This is a genomic window from Stenotrophomonas sp. Steno-C18 (genome assembly GCF_056393195.1).
Map to the genome: position 1 here is coordinate 844211 of NZ_JBWJOX010000001.1, position 18651 is coordinate 862861.

General features: G+C 69.6%; 15 protein-coding genes. 5 read left to right on the forward strand and 10 right to left on the reverse strand.

What is annotated here, in order from left to right:
• Window positions 1–55: 55 nt before the first annotated feature.
• Genes AC06FE_RS03910 through pilG form a run of 4 tightly spaced genes read right to left on the reverse strand, consistent with a single transcriptional unit; the run spans window position 56 to window position 3445 of the window.
• The gene (locus AC06FE_RS03910) at window positions 56–2092 is read right to left on the reverse strand and encodes a methyl-accepting chemotaxis protein (RefSeq protein ID WP_132865307.1); all 2037 of its coding nucleotides are present in this window, start codon (window positions 2090–2092) and stop codon (window positions 56–58) included.
• 41 nt (window positions 2093–2133) lie between these two features.
• Window positions 2134–2664 (reverse strand): chemotaxis protein CheW, encoded by a 531-nt coding sequence (locus tag AC06FE_RS03915; RefSeq protein ID WP_132865308.1) that lies wholly within the window; start codon window positions 2662–2664, stop codon window positions 2134–2136.
• A complete protein-coding gene (locus AC06FE_RS03920) occupies window positions 2664–3026 on the reverse strand; it encodes a response regulator (RefSeq protein ID WP_132865309.1) in 363 nt (120 codons plus the stop codon). Before AC06FE_RS03920 ends, AC06FE_RS03915 begins: the two co-directional genes overlap by 1 nt.
• Before the next feature lie 17 nt (window positions 3027–3043).
• A complete protein-coding gene (gene pilG / locus AC06FE_RS03925; RefSeq protein WP_132866201.1) occupies window positions 3044–3445 on the reverse strand; it encodes a twitching motility response regulator PilG in 402 nt (133 codons plus the stop codon).
• A gap of 237 nt (window positions 3446–3682) precedes the next feature.
• Between pilG and gshB the strand changes: the two genes are divergently transcribed.
• Together gshB and AC06FE_RS03935 are read left to right on the forward strand one after the other, a co-directional pair.
• Window positions 3683–4633, forward strand: coding sequence for a glutathione synthase (gene gshB, locus AC06FE_RS03930; protein WP_478072266.1), 951 nt, complete (start codon window positions 3683–3685; stop codon window positions 4631–4633).
• Window positions 4630–5520 (forward strand): energy transducer TonB family protein, encoded by an 891-nt coding sequence (locus tag AC06FE_RS03935; protein ID WP_132865311.1) that lies wholly within the window; start codon window positions 4630–4632, stop codon window positions 5518–5520. The genes gshB and AC06FE_RS03935 overlap by 4 nt, the downstream gene beginning before the upstream one ends.
• Window positions 5521–5574: 54 nt before the next feature.
• Here AC06FE_RS03935 and tsaB read toward each other — a convergent pair whose 3' ends face one another.
• From tsaB to mrcB, 4 genes are all read right to left on the reverse strand, one after another.
• Window positions 5575–6282: a tRNA (adenosine(37)-N6)-threonylcarbamoyltransferase complex dimerization subunit type 1 TsaB gene (gene tsaB / locus AC06FE_RS03940; RefSeq protein WP_478072267.1), complete on the reverse strand. Its 708-nt coding sequence runs from the start codon at window positions 6280–6282 to the stop codon at window positions 5575–5577.
• Window positions 6283–6292: 10 nt separating this feature from the next.
• The gene (locus AC06FE_RS03945; RefSeq protein ID WP_478072268.1) at window positions 6293–8359 is read right to left on the reverse strand and encodes an ATP-dependent DNA helicase; all 2067 of its coding nucleotides are present in this window, start codon (window positions 8357–8359) and stop codon (window positions 6293–6295) included.
• Window positions 8360–8490: 131 nt separating this feature from the next.
• Complete coding sequence (locus AC06FE_RS03950) at window positions 8491–9021, reverse strand: tetratricopeptide repeat protein (protein WP_132865314.1); 531 nt, start codon at window positions 9019–9021, stop codon at window positions 8491–8493.
• 8 nt (window positions 9022–9029) lie between these two features.
• Complete coding sequence (mrcB, locus tag AC06FE_RS03955) at window positions 9030–11447, reverse strand: penicillin-binding protein 1B (RefSeq protein ID WP_478072269.1); 2418 nt, start codon at window positions 11445–11447, stop codon at window positions 9030–9032.
• A 96-nt stretch (window positions 11448–11543) separates the two neighbouring features.
• Here mrcB and AC06FE_RS03960 point away from each other — a divergent pair, with 96 nt between their 5' ends.
• Window positions 11544–13643 (forward strand): glycosyltransferase, encoded by a 2100-nt coding sequence (locus tag AC06FE_RS03960; protein WP_478072270.1) that lies wholly within the window; start codon window positions 11544–11546, stop codon window positions 13641–13643.
• A 16-nt stretch (window positions 13644–13659) separates the two neighbouring features.
• Here the strand turns inward: AC06FE_RS03960 and AC06FE_RS03965 are convergent, their stop codons facing one another.
• Window positions 13660–15213, reverse strand: a complete 1554-nt coding sequence (locus AC06FE_RS03965) for a tetratricopeptide repeat protein (protein WP_478072271.1) — start codon at window positions 15211–15213, stop codon at window positions 13660–13662.
• Between the two features lie 103 nt (window positions 15214–15316).
• Entirely contained in the window at window positions 15317–17476 is a 2160-nt protein-coding gene (locus AC06FE_RS03970; RefSeq protein WP_478072272.1) for a RelA/SpoT family protein, read from the reverse strand.
• Between the two features lie 62 nt (window positions 17477–17538).
• Here AC06FE_RS03970 and AC06FE_RS03975 point away from each other — a divergent pair, with 62 nt between their 5' ends.
• Window positions 17539–18063 carry a hypothetical protein gene (locus AC06FE_RS03975; RefSeq protein ID WP_192287414.1) on the forward strand — a complete coding sequence of 175 codons (525 nt, stop codon included), beginning with the start codon at window positions 17539–17541 and terminating at the stop codon, window positions 18061–18063.
• A 41-nt stretch (window positions 18064–18104) separates the two neighbouring features.
• A complete protein-coding gene (locus AC06FE_RS03980; protein WP_478072273.1) occupies window positions 18105–18647 on the forward strand; it encodes a DUF4124 domain-containing protein in 543 nt (180 codons plus the stop codon).
• Window positions 18648–18651 lie beyond the last annotated feature (4 nt).

Genomic DNA, 18651 nt, shown 5'->3' on the forward strand with positions numbered 1-18651 from the left:
CGGTATGGCAATACTTCATCTGCTGGTTCCCTTCATCCCCGACCAGTCAGCCCGTTCAAGCCGGCAGCTTGAAGTCGGCCACCGAACGCCGCAGCTCGGCCGCCAGCTGGTTCAGCTGGCCCAGCGAATCGGCGGTCTGCCCCGCACCGTGCGAGGTCTGGCCGGTAATCTGCCGGATCACGCCCATGGTCTGGGTGATGTCGGTAGCGGCTGCGGCCTGCTGGTTGGCGGCGACGGAGATGCTCTTGATGAGGTTGTTCAGCGCGTTGGACACGCGTTCGATTTCGGTCAGCGCGGTACCGGCGTCCTCGGCCAGGCGCGCACCGGACACCACTTCGGCGGTGGTCTGCTCCATCGAGGTGACCGCTTCGTTGGTATCGGCCTGAATCGCCTGCACCAGGCCTTCGATTCGACGGGTCGCGCCGGAGGTACGTTCTGCCAGGCGCTGCACTTCGTCGGCCACGACCGCGAAGCCGCGGCCCGCTTCACCGGCCGACGCCGCCTGCACGGCCGCGTTCAATGCCAGGATGTTGGTCTGCTCGGAAATGTCGTTGATCAGTTCCACGATCGAGCCGATTTCCTGCGAGGACTCGCCCAGCCGCTTGATGCGCTTGGAGGTTTCCTGGATCTGGTCGCGGATCTGGTCCATGCCCTGGATGGTCTGGCGCACCACGCCGGCACCCTCGGTCGCGATGACCACCGAGCGCTGTGCCACTTCGGCCGACTCGCTGGAGTTGCGCGACACCTGTTCAATGGAGGTCGCGATTTCGCCGATGCGGTCCGAGGCGCTGGTGATCTCGTCGGCCTGGTGGCCGGCCGCTTCTGCCAGCTGCATGGCGGTGGCCTGGGTTTCCTGCGCCGACACCGCCACCTTGCTGGAGATGTCGTTGATGGTGGTCACCAGGTGGCGCAGTTCGTCCACGGCGTAGTTGATTGCGTCGGCGATGGCGCCGGTCATGTCCTCGGTCACCGAGGCCTTCACCGTCAGGTCACCTTCACCGAGCGAGCTGATTTCGTCCAGCAGCCGCATGATCGCCTGCTGGTTGCGGCTGTTGAACTCCACCTGCGTCTGGTAGCGGGTTTCCTGTTCGCGCGAACGGCTGCGCACGGTGCTCCAGACGAACATGATGATCGACAGCACCGACAGGCCGCCGAACACCACGCTCCACCAGAAGTTCGGGAAGATGCGGGTATCACGGGTCGAGCCGAAGGCCGAGAACGCGTCGAACAGCCTGCGGCTGCTCTCCAGCATCTTGTCCGAGCCGGTGGTCAGCGCGGTGGCCGAGGACTGTGCGGCGAACAGGTTGCGCGAGCTGGCCAGGATGGCGTCGGCGTCCTTCTTCATCTTCGCCCACTGGTTGGCCGACTGCTCCAGCGCCACCTGTGCATCGGCGCTGCGCACCGCGGTGATGCCCATTTCCTGGTTGCCGTGGCGCAGGCCTTCCAGTACCTGCGAGAACACCACCATGTCGCGCGCAAGCGCGTCGCCGGCGCCGCTCGCGCCCGGGCCACCGGCGCGGATTTCGGTCACGCGGCGGGCCATCGTGCCGGCCACCACGACCTGCTGCAGGCCGTTGTACACCTGCGAGGACTGCGCGCCACCGGCGGTCATTTCGCGCACCACCTCGTTCAACTGCGCCTGCAGCTGCGGCACCGCGCCGACGAAGCTGTCGGCGTTGCCGGCCAGTGCCATGATCGCCGGCTCACTGGCCACAATCTGTTCGGCGTTCTTGGACAGCGGCTTCCAGGTATCGACCAGGTTGGCCAGCGGGCGGGACACGCCGGCCTCGGTGCCGAAGCGGCCCTGCAGCTCGCTCACGGTGCCTTCGATCTTGCTGCGGGTGTCCTTGAACGCGGCATAGGCCGTGCGGCTGCCGCCCACGGCGTCGCGGCCCTGGTTGGCCAGCTGCTGTGACAGCACCTGCAGGTCGGCCGCGCCGGTACTGGCGCCTGCCAGGCGGCTGCCCTGCCACGTTGCCACACCGGTGTTGGCGCCGAAGACGATCATCGACAGCACCAGCAGGCCCAACCAGAAGTTGGTGCCCACGTTGCCCAGCTTGCCGGCCCTGGTGGATTCAGGAGCAGTACTCATCGTTCGACCTCGATATCAATGCGATGAAGCAGGCACGCCAATCAGGCGGCGGCCTGCCGGAATTCAGGAGTGCGGGAAAGCAACGACAGCGAAAACACGCCCCAGTCGCGCCCCTCGTCGTGGAAGGCACGCTCGACGAAGTGGGCATAGCGGCCCTGGGCGATGTCACCGGCCGGCACCTGCATGTGCTGCTCGAAGCTGCGCTGGCCGTACAACTCGTCGATGACCAGCGCCACGTCGCCGCCGGCCTGGCGCATGATCAGCACGCGCTGGCCTTCCTGCGGCGCGGTACGCTCGCCTTCGAGGAAATTCTTCAGGTCCACCACCGGGAACAGGTTGCCGCGCAGGTTGCCCACGCCCAGCAGCCACGGCTGCGCGCCGGGCACCAGGGTGATCGGCGGCATCGGCACGATTTCGACCACTTCGCGGAAGTCGGACACCAGGTGGCGCGTGCCGATGCGGAAGCCCACCCCGCGCCAGACATCCTGTGAGAAGCGCCGCTCGGGCAACTGCACCGCGTGCGCTAGGCTGCGCCGTTCGTAAGCTTCAAGGATGTCGAAGGGAGAACGCATCAACCCACCAATTTGTTGATCCGCGCGATCAGGTCATCCTCACGCGGCGGCTTGACGATGTAGTCGGTCGCACCCTGGCGCATGCCCCAGGCCTTGTCCGTTTCCATGCTCTTGGTGCTGACGATCAGCACCGGGATATCGCGAGTGGCCTCGTCACGCGACATCGCGCGCGTGGCCTGGAAACCGCTCATGCCCGGCAGCACCACGTCCATCAACACCAGTTGCGGCCCCTGGCTGCGTGCGATCTGCAGCCCCTCCTCGGCGTTGTCCGCCGACAATACTTCGTGGCCGGCCTTGACCAGCCATTGCGTAAACACCGCCCGGTCGGTCGGTGAGTCTTCGATCAACAGAATTCGAGCCATTTTGCCTTACCCCCTGGTCAGGCGTTGACGTATGTGCGGATGGCACCCAGTAGTTCGTCGCGGGTAAATGGCTTGGTGAGGTACTGCTCGGAGCCGACGATGCGGCCGCGTGCCTTGTCGAACAGGCCATCCTTGGACGAGAGCATGATCACCGGCGTCGACTTGAACAGCTGGTTGCCCTTGATCAGGGCACAGGTCTGATACCCGTCCAGACGCGGCATCATGATGTCGACGAAGATGATCTGTGGCTGCTGGTCGGCGATCTTGGCCAATGCCTCGAAGCCATCGGTCGCGGTAACGACCTCGCAGCCTTCACGTTTCAGAAGTGTTTCGGCGGTACGCCGGATGGTCTTCGAGTCATCGATCACCATCACCCTCAGTCCTGCGAGTTCCCCACCCGCAGCCATTTCTTCAACCATTTCCTGTTTCCCCGAACGCGCGGCCTGCATCGACGATGCCGCCGCGAAAGCGCATCTATATCCCAGCCCACGCGGCTGCTGTCAAGCAATGTCCACGGGAACAGGCCGGACATCCTTCACATGTGACGCACTTCTCATTTATGGCGCAAGTCCATTCAGGCTCTCCCGCCCCGCCCCGCGCTGGGCGCACCTGCCACGAACGGCTACCATCACCGTCTGAATTGCCGGATTGGACCCATGCCTTTAGACGTCATCGTGGTGATGGACCCCATCGCCCACATCAAGATCGCCAAGGACACCACCTTCGCGATGCTGCTGGAAGCCCAGCGCCGTGGCCACCGCCTGCACTACGTCCGCCCGGGCGGCCTGTCCCTGCACGGGGGCGTGGCCATGGCCGAGGTGGCGCCGCTGCAGGTCCGCGACGACAAGGCCGGCTGGTTCACCCTGGGGGCCTTCGCGCCGCTGGTCTTCGGCCCCGGCCAGATCGTGCTGATGCGCAAGGACCCGCCGTTCGACGGCGAGTACCTGTACGACACCCTCGTCCTGGGCATCGCCCAGCAGGCCGGTGCGCTGGTGGTCAACGACCCGCAGGGCCTGCGCGACTTCAACGAGAAGCTGGCCGCGCTGTTGTTCCCGCAGTGCTGCCCGCCGACCCTGGTCAGCCGCAGCGCCGCCGAGCTGAAGGCCTTCGTGCTTGAACACGGCCAGGCGGTGCTCAAGCCGCTGGACGGTATGGGCGGCCGCTCGATCTTCCGCAGCGGCACGGGCGATCCGAACCTGAACGTGATCCTGGAAACGCTGACCGAAGGCGGCCACAAGCTGGCCCTGGCGCAGCGCTTCATCCCCGACATCAGCGCCGGCGACAAGCGCATCCTGCTGGTCGATGGCGAACCGGTGGACTACTGCCTGGCGCGCATCCCGCAGGGCGACGAGTTCCGCGGCAACCTGGCCGCCGGTGGCCGCGGCGAAGGCCGCCCGCTGAGCGAGCGCGACCGCTGGATCGCCACCCAGGTCGGCCCGGAGATGAAGCGCCGCGGCATGCGCTTCGTGGGCCTGGACGTGATCGGCGACTACCTGACCGAGGTCAACGTCACCAGCCCCACCTGCGTGCGCGAGCTGGACGCCCAGTTCGGCCTGAACATCGCCGGGCAGCTGTTCGACGTCATCGAGGCCGGCCTGACGCAATGAGTTCCACCGCCGCCGGCCTGCCCGCCTCGTCACGCGTTACCGAACAGCAACGACTGACCGCCACGCTGGTGCTGTCCACGCTGGTGCATGGGTTGCTGATCCTGGGCGTGGGCTTCGCGGTCAGCGACAACGCGCCACTGGTGCCGACGCTGGACGTGATCTTCAGCCAGACCAGCACGCCACTGACGCCCAAGCAGGCCGACTTCCTCGCCCAGGCCAACCAGCAGGGCGGCGGCGACCATGACAAGGCACAGCGTCCGCGCGACAGCCAGGCCGGCGTGGTGCCGCAGAACCAGGACGGGTTGGCCCCGGTGCCGCTGCAGGCGCAGTCGGCCGCCGCGCCGCCTCCGCCGGAAGCACGGGTGATCACCAGCGTGCACGGCCAGGACCGCGTCGCCGATGCGCAGTCGCGGCCCCTGCCCGACCGCCCCGATGCCAATGCGCCGATGACCGCCCGCGAGCAGCGCGACGCGGAGATGGCGCGCCTGGCCGCCGAGGTGCACCTGCGCTCGGAGCAATATGCCAAGCGGCCGAACCGCAAGTTCGTCTCGGCCAGCACCCGCGAATACGCCTACGCGAACTACCTGCGCGCCTGGGTGGACCGCGCCGAGCGCGTGGGCAACCTCAACTACCCCGACGAAGCACGCCGGCGCCGGCTGGGTGGCCAGGTGGTGATCACGGTGGGCGTGCGCCGCGACGGCAGCGTGGAAAGCAGCCGGGTGCTGCGCAGCAGCGGCGTGCCGTTGCTCGATGCCACCGCCCTGCGCGTGATCGAACTGGCGCAGCCGTTCCCGGCGCTGCCACGGACCGAGGATGACATCGACATCCTGCAGGTCACCCGCACCTGGGTATTCCTGCCCGGTGGCGAGCTGCGCGACGACCGCTGAGGCGGTGACGGCGGGGATTCCATCCCTGCCTGTGGGGTTCTGCCTGCGGCCCGCTCAGCGCCTGGAATCGCGCAGGGCCTGCTGCTCGACCAGGGTCAGGGCGACGTTGTCGCGCAGGTAGGCCGGCTGCACCCGTTCCGGGGCGATGCCTTCGCCACGGGCGAGCATCGGCACCGCGATCTTCAGCACGTCCGCCGCATGTGGCAGCGCCGCCGGGTCCTGCGTGAGCAGACGCCCGGCCAGCCGCGTCGCCAGCACGCCTTCCAGCGCCCCCAGGCCGGTGCCGACCGCGGACCAGGCCGAAGCGTCGTCCGGCAGCGCATACGCCTCCGGGGCCACCAGCACTTCCTGCCCGTCCAGCAGCAGCCCACCCTCCGCATCACGCAGGTAACGCGCGGCGTAGATCTCGCCCATGCGGGCGTCGATGCTGGCCAGTACCCGTGGCGCATCAGCCGGTGCGCGCAACGCCAGCGTCTGCAGCGTGGATACCGGCAGCAACGGGCGGTCCAGCGCCAACGCGATGCCCTGGGCGATGGCGATGGCCAGGCGCACGCCGGTGAAGGCGCCGGGACCACGGCTGAGCGCGATGCCATCGAGCTGGCTGCGGGCAACGCCGGCCTCGGCCAGCAACTGCCCGGCCCACGGCAGGCTCAGTTCGGCATGCCGGCGCGGCGCGACCTCGAAACGCTCCAGCACCTGCCCATCCACATGCAGGGCGACGGAACAGGCTTCGGTGGCGGTTTCAAAGGCGAGCAGCTTCATGGCGATACGTTCACGACAGGGAAAATGGCGGCGCGGCAGGATCCGCGACGGCGTCAGGCACACCCGCGGCGATGGCCGCGGCGGCATCGGTTTCAGGCGAAGGGCCCCATTGTCGCGCAAAGAAGGCCTGCACATCGGCCAGTTCGCGCGTCCGCCGGAACGGTGGCAGCGAATCCAGGAACACCCGGCCGTAGCCCTTGGACAACAGGCGCGGGTCGCACAGCACCAGCACGCCGCGATCGGTCTCGCTGCGGATCAGCCGGCCCACGCCCTGCTTGAGCGCGATCACCGCCTGCGGCAGCTGTTCGTCGCGGAACGGATTGCCGCCCTCGCGCCGGATCGCGTCCAGCCGCGCCTCGAACACCGGGTCGTCCGGTGCGGCGAACGGCAGTTTGTCGATGACCACCACGCTGAGTGCATCGCCGACCACGTCCACGCCTTCGCGGAAGCTGGCCGAGCCCAGCAACACACCGTTGCCGGAGTCACGGAAGCGCTGCAGCAGGCTGGCGCGCGGTGCCTCGCCCTGCACGAACAGCGGCCACGGCCCGTCGCGCAACGCCGCGGCGGCCTCGCGCAACGCGCGATGCGAAGCGAACAGCAGGAACGCCCGCCCCTGCGAGGCCTCCAGCACCGGCCGCAATGCGGCGATCAGCGCCGTGCCATAGCCGCGCGCGGCCGGATCGGGCAGGTGCTGGGGCAGATAGCACAGTGCCTGCTGCGGCCAATCGAACGGGCTGGGCTGGACCAGCGTGTCCGGGTCATCCAGCCCCAGCCGCTTGGCCAGGTGGTCGAAGCCGCCGTCCACGGTCAACGTGGCCGAGGTGAACACCCACGCCGCCATCGAGCGCTCGCGGTGCTCGCGCAACGGGCCTGACACATCCATCGGCGTGCGCTGGCAGCGGAACCCCCGTGGGGTCAGCTCGTACCAGAGCACGTCGTTGCCATCGTCGACGCCGGCGGCGTCATGCTCGTCGGCCTCGAAATCGAACAGCGGCAGGTCCTCGCCCAGCCAGCGCGCCAGCCGTGACACGGCTTCCTGCGCGCGCGCATGGCAGGCATCCAGGCCCGGCGAGGCCTCGCGCACCAACGCCAGCGCATCGCGCAGCTGCGCCAGTGCCGCGCTGACCGCATCGAAGCCGTCGGCCACTTCCGGCTGGGCCATCGCCCGCCAGCGGGTGCCGCGCGGCGGCAGTTTTTCCATCGCCTCGCGCAGCGCGCGCAGCGCCAGCTCCAGCGTCGCCAGCGGTTGCTGCAGGGTGGCCTGCGCGCCGGCGACGCTGCGGCATTCGGCCAGGCAGTCGCGGGCCAGCTCCTGCCACGGACGCATGCCGAAGCCTTCGCCGAAGAAATTGGTGGCCAGTTCCGGCAGCTGGTGCGCCTCATCGATGATGAACGCCTGCGCGCCAGGCAGGATTTCGCCGAAGCCTTCCTGCTTGAGCGCCAGGTCGGCCAGCAGCAGGTGATGGTTGACCACCACCAGGTCGGCCTCCTGTGCGCGCTGGCGGGCCCGCACCACGAAGCAATCGCTCCAGAACGGGCAATCGGTGCCCAGGCAGTTGTCGACGGTGGAGGTGACCATCGGCAGCAGCGGCGAATCGTCGGCCAGGCCATCGAGCTCGGCGATGTCGCCGTACTGCGTGCGCCCGGACCAAGTCACGATGCGCTGGAATTGCGCCACCTGCTCCGGCGTGCTGAAGCGCGGCTCGCCACGCGCCTGGTCCAGGCGATAGCGGCACAGGTAATTGGCGCGTCCCTTCAGCAACGCCGCACGATGGCCGACCCCCAGCGCGGCGCGCACGCGCGGCAGGTCGCGGTGGTACAGCTGGTCCTGCAACGCGCGGGTACCGGTGGAAACGATGGTCTTCAGGCCCGACAGCAGCGCCGGCACCAGGTAGGCGAAGGTCTTGCCGGTGCCGGTCCCCGCTTCGGCCAGCAGTACGTCGCGCTGCTGCAGCGTCTCGGCGATGGCACCGGTAAGGCGCAACTGGGCCGGGCGCGGCACGAAGGCATCCAGCGCGCGGGCGAGCGCGCCGCCTTCGCTGAGGGCTTCACAGCTGGCGGTGGCGAGGGAGGACATGGCCTTGACGCGGAGAACCGGTGTCGGGGAACGGGAGGGCGGTGGACGAGACGACCGTTCGAGGGAACCCGGTGCACGGGTCCTGCCGGCCACTCAGCGTCGCGGCATCGCTGCCCGCGTCCCGGGCGTGGTCAGAACCGCTTGATCCCCGGCACCGTGCAGCCTTCGATCTGCGCGTGCGCGGACACCGCGTTCTCCTTCTCGGCGCGGGCCAGGCGCGACTGCTCGATGGTCGCCCAATGCCGGCGGCACAACGGGCCGGTACGCGAACCCAGGTCCACGGCCTTTTTGGCCAGGGTCTCCGCGCGCGCCCAGTCGGCCTGCAGCAGCGCCACTTCGGCACGTTCCTGCAGGATGCCCGGGTCGTTGTCGACCAGCATCAGCGCCTGGTTCAGGTCCTCGGCGGCACCGGCCAGGTCACCGGCCTTGCGCTTGGCGATGGCGTTCTCGCGCAGGTCATCGACCTGGGCGTCGCGCAGCGGCTGCACCGACAACTCGGTGTCATCGACGCCGGCGATGGCCTCCACCGCGGCCAGGCGCTGGGCCGGCGTGGTGGTGTCCTGCACGACCGGTGGCGACGGCGGCGTGCTCACGCAGGCCGCCAGCAGCAGAGAGGCCGCCGTAGCGGCCAGCGCGAAACGAAGAGCAGAAGAAACGTTCATGCCCGGCATTATCGCGCAGGCGTCTCGGAAGCGGGCGTGGAGGCCGGTTCAGGCGCCTTGCGGTCCAGCCCGAACCAGCTGCGCCAGCCACCGCCTTCGCTGCCACCCTCGCCGGCATCCGGCACGGCCTCGGCCGGCGGGCTGCACGGCGCATACGCCGGCGCGAAGCCGACCACGAACGGGAAGCGGCGCGCGCCCGGGCAACCTTCGTCAGTGGCGTTGTTGCCGTTGGCATCCACGTACTGCCAGTCCAGCCCCTTGTTGTTCACGCGCAGCGGCTTGCTCGGCAGGTTGCGGAAGATGCCCGACCACACCCGCATCGCGCCGGAGGCACCGAACAGGCCGGTCTGTTCGTTCTGGTCGTTGCCCATCCAGATCACCGCTAGGTGGTCGCCGGTGTAGCCGGCGTACCAGCTGTCGCGGCCATCGTTGGAGGTGCCGGTCTTGCCGGCCGCCTGCAGGTGCGACAGGCCCTCGGCATTGAGCCGGGCAGCGGTGCCGCTGGCTACCACCTGCTGCAGGCCCACGCTGATCAGGTTGGCGGCGATGGAATCGCCCTCCTGCGCCGGCGCCGGACTCTTGTCATAGCGCTTGAGCAGCTTGCCCTGCGCATCGACCACGCCACGCACCGCGTGCAACGGCTGGATTTCACCACCGGAGGCCAGGAACTGGTACAGCTGGGTCATGCCGTACGGGCTCTGGTCGGTCGAGCCCAGGATCACCGCCGGGTTGGCCTCGGCCTTGAGCCCGGCCAGCACGTTGATCAGGTGGGTCAGCCGCTCCGGGCCGACCTGCATGCCCACGCGCACCGTGGCCTGGTTGTAGGAGCGCGCCAGTGCATCGATCAGCCGGACCGTGCCGTGGCTGCGGTTGTCGGCGTTGCCCGGGGTCCAGTTGCGGCCCCGGCTGAGGTTGACCGTCACCGGCGTGTCCTCGACCCAGGTCGCCAGCGAGAAGCGGTCCGGCTGGGCCAGCGCCAGCAGGTAGACGAACGGCTTGAGCAGCGAGCCGACCGGGCGCTGCGCCTCGATGGCGCGGTTGAAGCCCGGCTCGGACACGTCACGGCTGCCCACCACCGCCAACACGTCGCCGTTGTGCACGTCGGTCAGCACCAGCCCGGTCTGCAGTTCGGGGCGGCGCTTGTTCTCCAGTGCCTTGATGGTGTGCTGCACCGCTCCTTCGGCGTAGGCCTGGGCGGACGGCGACATGCCGGTGAACACGTTCAGGCCGGCGCCCTGCAGCACGCTTTCCGGGTAGTCGTTGCCCAGCTGGCGGCGCACCAGGTCGATGTAGGCCGGGAAGCGGTTGGCCGCGGCGATGCCCGGCGTCTTGGACACGCCCAGCGGTGCCTTCAGTGCGCGCTGGTACTCGGCATCGTCGATCAGCTTGTTCTCGTGCAGCTTGCCAAGCACGAAGTTGCGGCGGTCCAGCGCGTTGTCCGGGTTGCGCCGCGGGTCGTAGTACGACGGCCCCTTGACCAGGCCGATCAGCAGCGCGACCTGTTCGGTGGTCAGCGAATTGAGGTCGCGCCCGAACCAGAACTCCGCGCCCGACGCCACGCCGTGGATGGCCTGCTTGCCACGCTGGCCCAGGTAGACCTGGTTGAGGTAGGCCTCCAGGATGGTGGCCTTGTCGTAGCGCGCCTCCATGATCAGCGCGTACAGCACTTCATTGAACTTGCGGGTCAGCGTCTGTTCCTTGCCGATCCCGAGCAGGCCACTGCGCGCCAGCTGCTGGGTCAGCGTGCTGGCGCCCTGGCGCGTTTCACCGCCCGAACGCACGGCCACCCACACCGCGCGCACGATGCCGCTGATGTCGATGCCGTGGTGATGGGCGAAGTCCTTGTCTTCCACCGCCTGCAGGCCGGTGACCAACAGCTCGGGGGTCTCGGAGATCCGCACCAGGCGGCGCTCCTCCTGCTTCTGGCCATAGAGCGTGGCGATGCGCGCCGGGTCCAGCCGCGCCGCCTTCAGCCCCTTGCGGTCGGCCGCGTCACGCAGCGAAGCCACCTGCCCGCCAGACACCACCACCTCGACCTGGCGCGGCGCGATCCGGCCATCCACGTCGATGTAACCGCGGCTGGAAATGCGGAAGCTGCCGCCCTGCACGCGGTAGGTGCCGGGGCTGCTGCCGGTGCCGTCATCACGGTAGCCGGAGGCCGCCAGCTCGGTCTTGAGCGTGGCCGCGTTCATCGCCACGCCCGGGCTGAGCACCAACGGCCGCGCGTAGACACGGGTCGGGATCTGCCAGCGCAGTTCACCGAAACGCTGGGTGACCTGGTTGTTCAGGTAGATCGTGTAGGGGACCAGAAAGCCCAATCCCAGTGCGACGGCGGCCATGCCCCAGGTGATCAGGCGGCTGCGCCACGGCGGACTGCTGTCGTCGGTATCGTCGTCGAACTCGTCGGAATCGTAGCGTGGCGGCACGGGGATGCGAGAATGTGAGTTGCAATGAGTCTAACGCAGCCATGCCCCGGGGCGCGGTCGCGGGCCCTTCCCTGCTTAAGCTGGAGTTCCACCGGAATGTCGATGTCGCTGGCCGATGCGCGCTACCACCTCAAACGCATCGTCGGCCTGATCCGCCGCGGGCTGGCCAGCCTGCGTACCCGCGGCTGGCGCGCCACCCTGCACCGGGTCGGCGTGCATACCCGCCGCCAGCCGCCGCCGCAGCGCGCGCCGCTGTTCTTCCCGGAAGCCACCCCGTTCGCACCGTTCAGCGTGCCGGCCAGCGAACAGCCGCGCGCCAGCATCGTGATCCCGGTCTACAACCACTGCGCCCACACCTTGGCCTGCCTGCGCGCGCTGGCCGCGCATCCGCCGGCGGCCAGCTGCGAGATCCTGGTGGTCGACGACGGCAGCAGCGACGAGACCGCCACCTGGATGCCGCAGGTGCAGGGCCTGCGCTACCACCTGCGTGAACGCAACGGCGGCTTCATCGCCGCCTGCAACGACGGGCTGCGCCTGAGTCGCGGCGACTACGTGGTGCTGCTCAACAACGACACCGTTCCCCAGCCCGGCTGGCTGGATGCGCTGCTGGATACCTTCGCCCGGGTTCCCGAAGCCGGCCTGGTCGGCGCGCAGCTGCTGTACCCCGATGGCCGCCTGCAGGAGTCCGGTGGCGTGGTGTTCGACGATGGCAGCTGCTGGAGCTACGGCCGCTTCGAGTCGCCGGAAGATCCCCGCTATGCCAGCCTGCGCGATGCCGACTACTGCTCCGGTGCGGCGCTGGCGGTGCCGCGTGCACTGTTCGAACAGCTTGGCGGGCTGGATACCCGCTACGCGCCGGCGTATTACGAGGACACCGACCTGGCCTTCAAGGTGCGCGCCGCCGGCCGGCGCGTGCTGGTCCAGCCGGCCAGCCGCGTGGTGCACGACGAAGGCACCAGCAACGGCACCGACACCGGCAGCGGGGTCAAGGCCTACCAGGTACGCAACCAGCAGGTGTTCGCCGACAAGTGGCGCGATGCCCTGCGCCGGCAGCTGCCGGTCGGCAGCGTGCCCGGCCCGGCGCTGCTGCACCGGGACCAGCGCCAGATCCTGGTCCTGGACGAATCCATGCCGCACCCGGACCGTGACTCGGCGTCACTGCGCCAGGTCAACCTGATCCGCATGCTGCTCGCGCAGGGCGCGCACGTGGTGTTCGTGCCCACCCGCGGCGAGCATGCCGGCGGCGCCACCGAAGCCTTGCAGGCGATGGGCGTGGAAGTCTGGCACGCACCGTTCCTGGGCGGCATCGGCAGTTGGCTGCGCGACAACGGCAAGCGCTTCGCGGTGGTGATGATGGTGCGCTACCACGTCGCCAACGAGTGCCTGGCGCTGGTCCGCGAATTCGCCCCGCAGGCGCGCACCGTGTTCGATACCGTCGACCTGCACTACCTGCGCGAGCGCCGCGGCGCCGAAGTGGCCGGCGACGCCAGCCTGCTGCGTGGCGCCGAGCGTACCCGCGCCAGCGAGCTGGCGATCATGGCCGCCACCGACATCACCCTGCTGGTCAGTGCCGCCGAACAGGAGCAGCTGCGCGTGGACGCGCCGCAGGTCCGGGTCGAATTGGTGTCCAACCTGCATGAGGTGGCCGGCCACGGCCTGCCCTACGCGCAGCGCCACGACCTGGTGTTCGTCGGTGGCTTCCGCCACCCGCCGAACCTGGACGCGATGCAATGGTTCATCGGCGAGGTGTTCCCGCGGATCCGCGTACAGCTGCCCGATGTCCGCTTCCACTGCATCGGTGCGGACGTGCCCGAGGCCATCCAGGCGCTGGCCGCCGCCTGCCCCGGCGTGATCGTGCACGGCTACGTACCGGACGTGGTGCCGTACATGGAACAGGCCCGCCTCGCGGTGGCACCGCTGCGCTATGGCGCCGGGGTCAAGGGCAAGGTCAACCTGAGCATGGCCCACGGCCAGCCGGTGGTCGCCACCAGTTGCGGCGTGGAGGGCATGTTCCTGCGCGATGGCCAGGACGTGCGCGTGGCCGATGAGGCGCAGGCCTTCGCCGATGCGGTGGTGCAGCTGTATGCCGATCCGGTGCTGTGGCAGCGCCTGTCCGACAACGGCCTGCACAACATCACCCGGCACTTCTCGATGGAGGCCGCCCAGGCGGCGGTCACGCGGGTGTTCTTCGACTGACGCCGCCGGGCGCGGCTCAGGGCCCCGGACCGGCCGAGCGCACGCGTTCGGCGAACGCGTGGATTTCCGGCGTGCCCGGGTCGATCTGGCGCGCCTGCTGCAGGGCCTGCGCGGCGAACGCGGTGTCGCCCATGCCCAGCCGCTCGCTGCCAACGGCCAGCCAGCGCTGGGCCAGGCGCCGATGCGCGGGGGCCAGCGCCGGGTCGCTCGGCGCCAACGCCTGCCAGGCATCCAGGCAGGTGCGCGCGGCACGCAGGCGATTGCCGCGCAGGTTGTCTTCCATGCACTGCCGGGCCGCCGGCTGGATCCGGGCAGCGGCGCGCCGCACCCGCACATCCTGCGGCGCCAGCGCCTGCGCTGCCTTGAACCGGTCATAGGCGCTGCTGCCCGGTGGCAACAGCCACTGCTCGCGCGCCTCGGCTTCCTGCAACTGCGCGAGCAGGCGCTTCAGGCGCCGCTCGCGCTCGGCGTTGGACAAGGGGGTTTCCATCGACTGGCGTGCGTCGCGCGCGCGCTGCACCGCCTGCTCGGCGGTGGCCACCTCGGTGCTGTCCGGGGCCAACGCGCGGGCCTGCGCCAGCGCCGCCTCGGCCTGCCCGAAGTGGAAGTCGGAGGCCAGGCGCGTGGCCTCCTGTGCCTGTGCCACGGCAATGCGCTGCAGGCCACGGCGCGCGGCCGCGTCCTCGCCCACCGCCAGCACCTTCTGGAACGATTCGGCGGCCTGCGCCAACCGTCCACGCGCCAGTTCGCGCTCGCCCTGCCGGGCGCGCTGTTCCAACGCCGCATTGAGCGCCGCCTTGGCCGCCGGCAGTTCGGCATGGCCGGGGTCATAACGCTCCACCCGCTGCAGCAGCGCCGCCGCGTCGGCCAGCCGTCCTTCGTTGGCATCACCCGAAGCCCGTGCCAACAGGTCGGACAACGCGTCGTCGCGTCCTTCCAGCGCCTGCATGCGGTCCGGCTGCACCGCCAGCACGCGCTGGTACAGCGGCAGCGCGCTGTCCGGCCCGTCGTCCAGGCTGCCAGCCAGGTGCGCGGCCTCCGCATCGCGCAGCAACTGCTCCACGCCGTCCTGCTCGCGGCTGCCATGCTGCAGCGCGCGTTCGATCTGCTCGATCTCGGCCGAAGGCGCCTGCAGTTGCCGTGCCAGCTCCAGCGACGTACGCGCCGCGGCCAACTGGCCGGCACCCATCTGCCGGCGCGCCTGCGCCAACGCCGCCTGGCCGGTCTGCACCAAGGCGTCCTGCACGTCGCGCCGGTCCGGGTCCAGGGCCGCCGCCGCGGCGAACAGTTCGCGGGCCCCGTCACCATCCGGGGCGGTCAGCCGCCCCTGTGCCAGGGCACGGCGACCGTCATCGAGCAACTGCTGGATGCGTGTTTCCGGCCAGAACCAATCGGCCAACGGCTGCCGCAGCAGGGTCAACAGCAACGCCAACGCCGCCACGCCCAGGCCGATCGAGCGCCACGCACGCGGACTGTTCCAGCCACGCGCGACCCACCAACGGCCATACAGCCGCAGCGTGTCGCCGAGCGTTTCCAGTCCCTGCCTGCAGCGGTGCCGCCAATTCTCCATGCGTTCCAGCATACCTGTCGGGGCATGACGGCCATCCTGCCGTGCCCTGCCGTGTTTCCCCGTGAGGCGCGCACCTGCCCGCTGCCGGACAGGGCGCGCGGCATCATCCCAAGCGGCGCACGTCGTCCACGCCCGGCAGTGCATCCAGCTTGCCCAGCAAGGTGGAGAGCTGGCCGTAGTCGCTGACCTTCAGGCGCAGGCGCAACTGCACCCGGCCACTTTCGCGCAGGTTGTCGCTGTTGATCTCGGTGACGTAGGCGTCTTCCTGGGCGATCAGGTTGGTGATGTCCTTGAGCAGCCAGCGCCGGTCGACCGCACGCACCATCACGTCCACCTCGTAGCCGGAGCCGGTGCGCCCCCACTCCACCGGCAGCACCCGCTCCGGGTGCGCGGCGGCAAGCCGGGCCAGCGCGACGCAGTCGGCCCGGTGCACGGTGACGCCGCGGGTGCGGGTGATGTAGCCCTGGATCGGTTCGCCAGCCACCGGCTGGCAGCAGCGCGCCAGCTGCACCAGCAGGTTGCCCACGCCCTGCACGGTGAAATCGGACTTGCCGGTGCTGCCGCGTCGCGCGGTGGGACGCGGCAACGGCGGCGGCGCGGCCGGTGCCTGCGCCGCCTTCTCCGCTTCCAGCAGCGCGCGGCTGACCTGGTTGGGGCCGGTGTCGCCGAGCGCGACCTGGATGTACAGGTCATCCACGCTCTCGGCGTGGAAGCGCCGCACCACGGTCGCCAGGTCGGCCTGCTGCAGGCCGAGCCGCTTGAGTTCGCGGTCCAGCAGGTCGCGGCCGGCCTGCACGTTGCGCGCACGGTCCAGCTTGTGGAACCAGGAGCGCACCTTCTCGCGCGAGCGGTTGCTGGCCAGGAAGCCGTTGGCGGGCAACAGCCAGTCACGACGGGGATCGGCCTCCTTGCCGGTCAGGATCTCGACCCGGTCGCCACTGCGCAGGTGGTAGGTCAACGGCACGATGCGGCCGTTGATCTTCGCCCCGCGGCAACGGTGCCCGACCATCGTGTGCACGTGGTACGCGAAGTCCAGCGGCGTCGCCCCGGCCGGCAGGTCCATCACCTCGCCCTTGGGGCTCAGCGCGTAGACGCGGTCCTCGACCAGTTCGGCATCCAGCGCGCCGGCCAGGTCCTCCGGCGCGGCCGGGTCCTGGGCCTGCTCCAGCAGCTGGCGCATCCAGGTGATCTTGCGGTCGAACGCCTTCTCCGCGCCCTTGCCGCCCTCCTTGTACTTCCAGTGCGCGGCCACGCCCAGTTCGGCCTGGGCATGCATTTCATGGGTACGGATCTGGACTTCGATCGTGCGCCCCTCCGGGCCGATCACCGCGGTATGCAGCGAGCGGTAGTCGTTGGCCTTGGGCCGGGCGATGTAGTCGTCGAACTCGCTGGGGATGGGCGTCCACAGCGCATGCACCACGCCCAGCGTGGCGTAGCAGGCGGCCACGTCGTCGACCATCACCCGCACCGCGCGCAGGTCGTAGAGCTGCTCGAAGGCCAGGTGCTTCTTCTGCATCTTCCGCCAGATGCTGTAGATGTGCTTCGGGCGGCCACTGACCTCGGCGGGGATGCCCTGTTCGGCCAGGGCACCGGACAGCTTGCGCTTCACTGCTTCGACGTAGCGCTCGCGCGCGATGCGCGTCTCGTCCACTTCGCGGGCGATGTGGCGGTAGGTTTCCGGGTCCAGGAAACGGAACGCCAGGTCTTCCAGTTCCCACTTCAACTGCCAGATGCCCAACCGGTTGGCCAGCGGCGCATGGATGTCGCGGGTCAGCTGGGCCAGTGCGCGGCGCTGTTCGTCGGGCAGCTTGTCGGCCGCGCGCATGCAGGCCAGTTGCCGCGACAGCAGGATCGGGACCACGCGCAGGTCGTGGATGATCGACAGCAGCAGGCGGCGCAGGCCCTCGGAGTTGCGCCCGGCGTCGCGCCCGGCATGCAGCGCCCACACCTGGTCGGCGGCGTCCTGGCCATCGAGCAGGCCGGTGACCGCCGCGACCATGCCGCCCAGCGGCAGCTCGGCCACCCGCGCGCGCAGGCCCGGCAGGTCGAACAGCAGCGCGGCGATGATCACGCTCTCGTCGGCGGACAGCAGCGCCAGGGAATCCAGGGTGTCGGCCAACACCGGCCAGGGCAGGCGCGGCGCGTGCGCCACGTCGGGCTGCTGCCAGCACGACAACAGGGCCTGCCGCAGCGGTTCGGACAGGGCGCGGGTGGAAGGACGCTGCAGCAGCGTATCCAGGCCAGGGGAGGAAGAACGGTTCACAGCAGTCAATTGCAGGTGGATGCCCCTACACTAGCGCCCAACTGCCGCCGGGAACAACGTTCATGAAGCTGCCTCGCCTTGCCGTCCTCGCCGCCTTCACCGCGCTTTCACTGTCGCCGCTGCTGCCGGCCCATGCCCAGCGCGTGGTCCATGGCGACCTGCAGCAGCAGATGTCGCCCGCCGAGTTCAAGGCCGCCGGCCTGGACAAGCTCAATGCCGAGGAGCTGGCGGCACTGAACAACTGGTTGCAGGGCAAGGTGGAACAGGCCGCCAGCGTTGCCAGCGCCGCGGTGGAACAGGCCCGCGAGGAAGGGCGCCAGGAAGTGATCGTGAAGAACCGCGGCTTCTTCGATTTCGGTAGCCGCGATCCGATCGTGGCCAAGCTGGAAGGCGAATTCCGTGGCTTCGGCAAGGGCCGCCAGTACACGCTCGACAACGGCCAGGTCTGGGAGCAGACCGACGAGGCCAGCGTCTCCGGCGTGCGCCGTGACATGCCCACGGTGGAGATCACCCCCGGGCTGATGAACGTCTGGTACCTGCGCGTGGAAGGTCTGAACACCCGCGCCAAGGTCCGCCGGACCAAGTGACCGACGCCGCGGCACCGCCCCTCCCAGCGACCCCACCTGCCATGCCCAACACGATCCTGCTGCCCCTGTTGCTGTTGCTGTTGCTTCCTGCCGGCGCGCATGCGCAGGTCTACAAATGCAAGGGCAAATCGGGCGAGACGATGTACTCCGAGCACCCCTGCGACGCCCGCGCCGAGCCGATGAAGCTGCGTGAGGACCGCGTCGCGTCGACGGCTGCCGGCACCGGTACCGAGCCGCCCGGCCAGCCCCCGACGGAGGCCGTGCCGGCGGCGACCGCCGGTGCCGGCACCAGCGCCGATGGGGAGGCCAACCGCGCCGCCGAACGTGCCTGCATCGCCACGGCTACGGCATCGATCTACGGTTCGTCCAACGACCGCGTCGGCACCCTGCAGCAGCAGATGGCCATGCTCAACGACCAGCTGGCCGCGGCCACCACCGCCGAGCGCAGCCAGGCCCTGCGCGGGCGCATGGCCACGTTCCGCCAGGCCATCACCCGCGAACACGCCAACGCACAGAGCCAGCTCAACACCGCGCGCCGCGCCTGCGCCGAGCAGCACCGCCCGGCGGCGGTGCCGGCCCGCTGAGGGG

Bases quoted from the DNA above. Each gene is read 5' to 3' on its own strand.
- AC06FE_RS03960 (WP_478072270.1), top strand. From the start codon at position 11,544: ATGTCGATGTCGCTGGCCGATGCGCGCTACCACCTCAAACGCATCGTC.
- tsaB (WP_478072267.1), bottom strand. From the start codon at position 6,282: ATGAAGCTGCTCGCCTTTGAAACCGCCACCGAAGCCTGTTCCGTCGCC.
- AC06FE_RS03975 (WP_192287414.1), top strand. From the start codon at position 17,539: ATGAAGCTGCCTCGCCTTGCCGTCCTCGCCGCCTTCACCGCGCTTTCA.
- AC06FE_RS03950 (WP_132865314.1), bottom strand. From the start codon at position 9,021: ATGAACGTTTCTTCTGCTCTTCGTTTCGCGCTGGCCGCTACGGCGGCC.
- AC06FE_RS03920 (WP_132865309.1), bottom strand. From the start codon at position 3,026: ATGGCTCGAATTCTGTTGATCGAAGACTCACCGACCGACCGGGCGGTG.
- AC06FE_RS03915 (WP_132865308.1), bottom strand. From the start codon at position 2,664: ATGCGTTCTCCCTTCGACATCCTTGAAGCTTACGAACGGCGCAGCCTA.
- pilG (WP_132866201.1), bottom strand. From the start codon at position 3,445: ATGGTTGAAGAAATGGCTGCGGGTGGGGAACTCGCAGGACTGAGGGTG.
- AC06FE_RS03910 (WP_132865307.1), bottom strand. From the start codon at position 2,092: ATGAGTACTGCTCCTGAATCCACCAGGGCCGGCAAGCTGGGCAACGTG.
- AC06FE_RS03945 (WP_478072268.1), bottom strand. From the start codon at position 8,359: ATGTCCTCCCTCGCCACCGCCAGCTGTGAAGCCCTCAGCGAAGGCGGC.
- AC06FE_RS03965 (WP_478072271.1), bottom strand. From the start codon at position 15,213: ATGGAGAATTGGCGGCACCGCTGCAGGCAGGGACTGGAAACGCTCGGC.
- gshB (WP_478072266.1), top strand. From the start codon at position 3,683: ATGCCTTTAGACGTCATCGTGGTGATGGACCCCATCGCCCACATCAAG.
- AC06FE_RS03935 (WP_132865311.1), top strand. From the start codon at position 4,630: ATGAGTTCCACCGCCGCCGGCCTGCCCGCCTCGTCACGCGTTACCGAA.
- AC06FE_RS03980 (WP_478072273.1), top strand. From the start codon at position 18,105: ATGCCCAACACGATCCTGCTGCCCCTGTTGCTGTTGCTGTTGCTTCCT.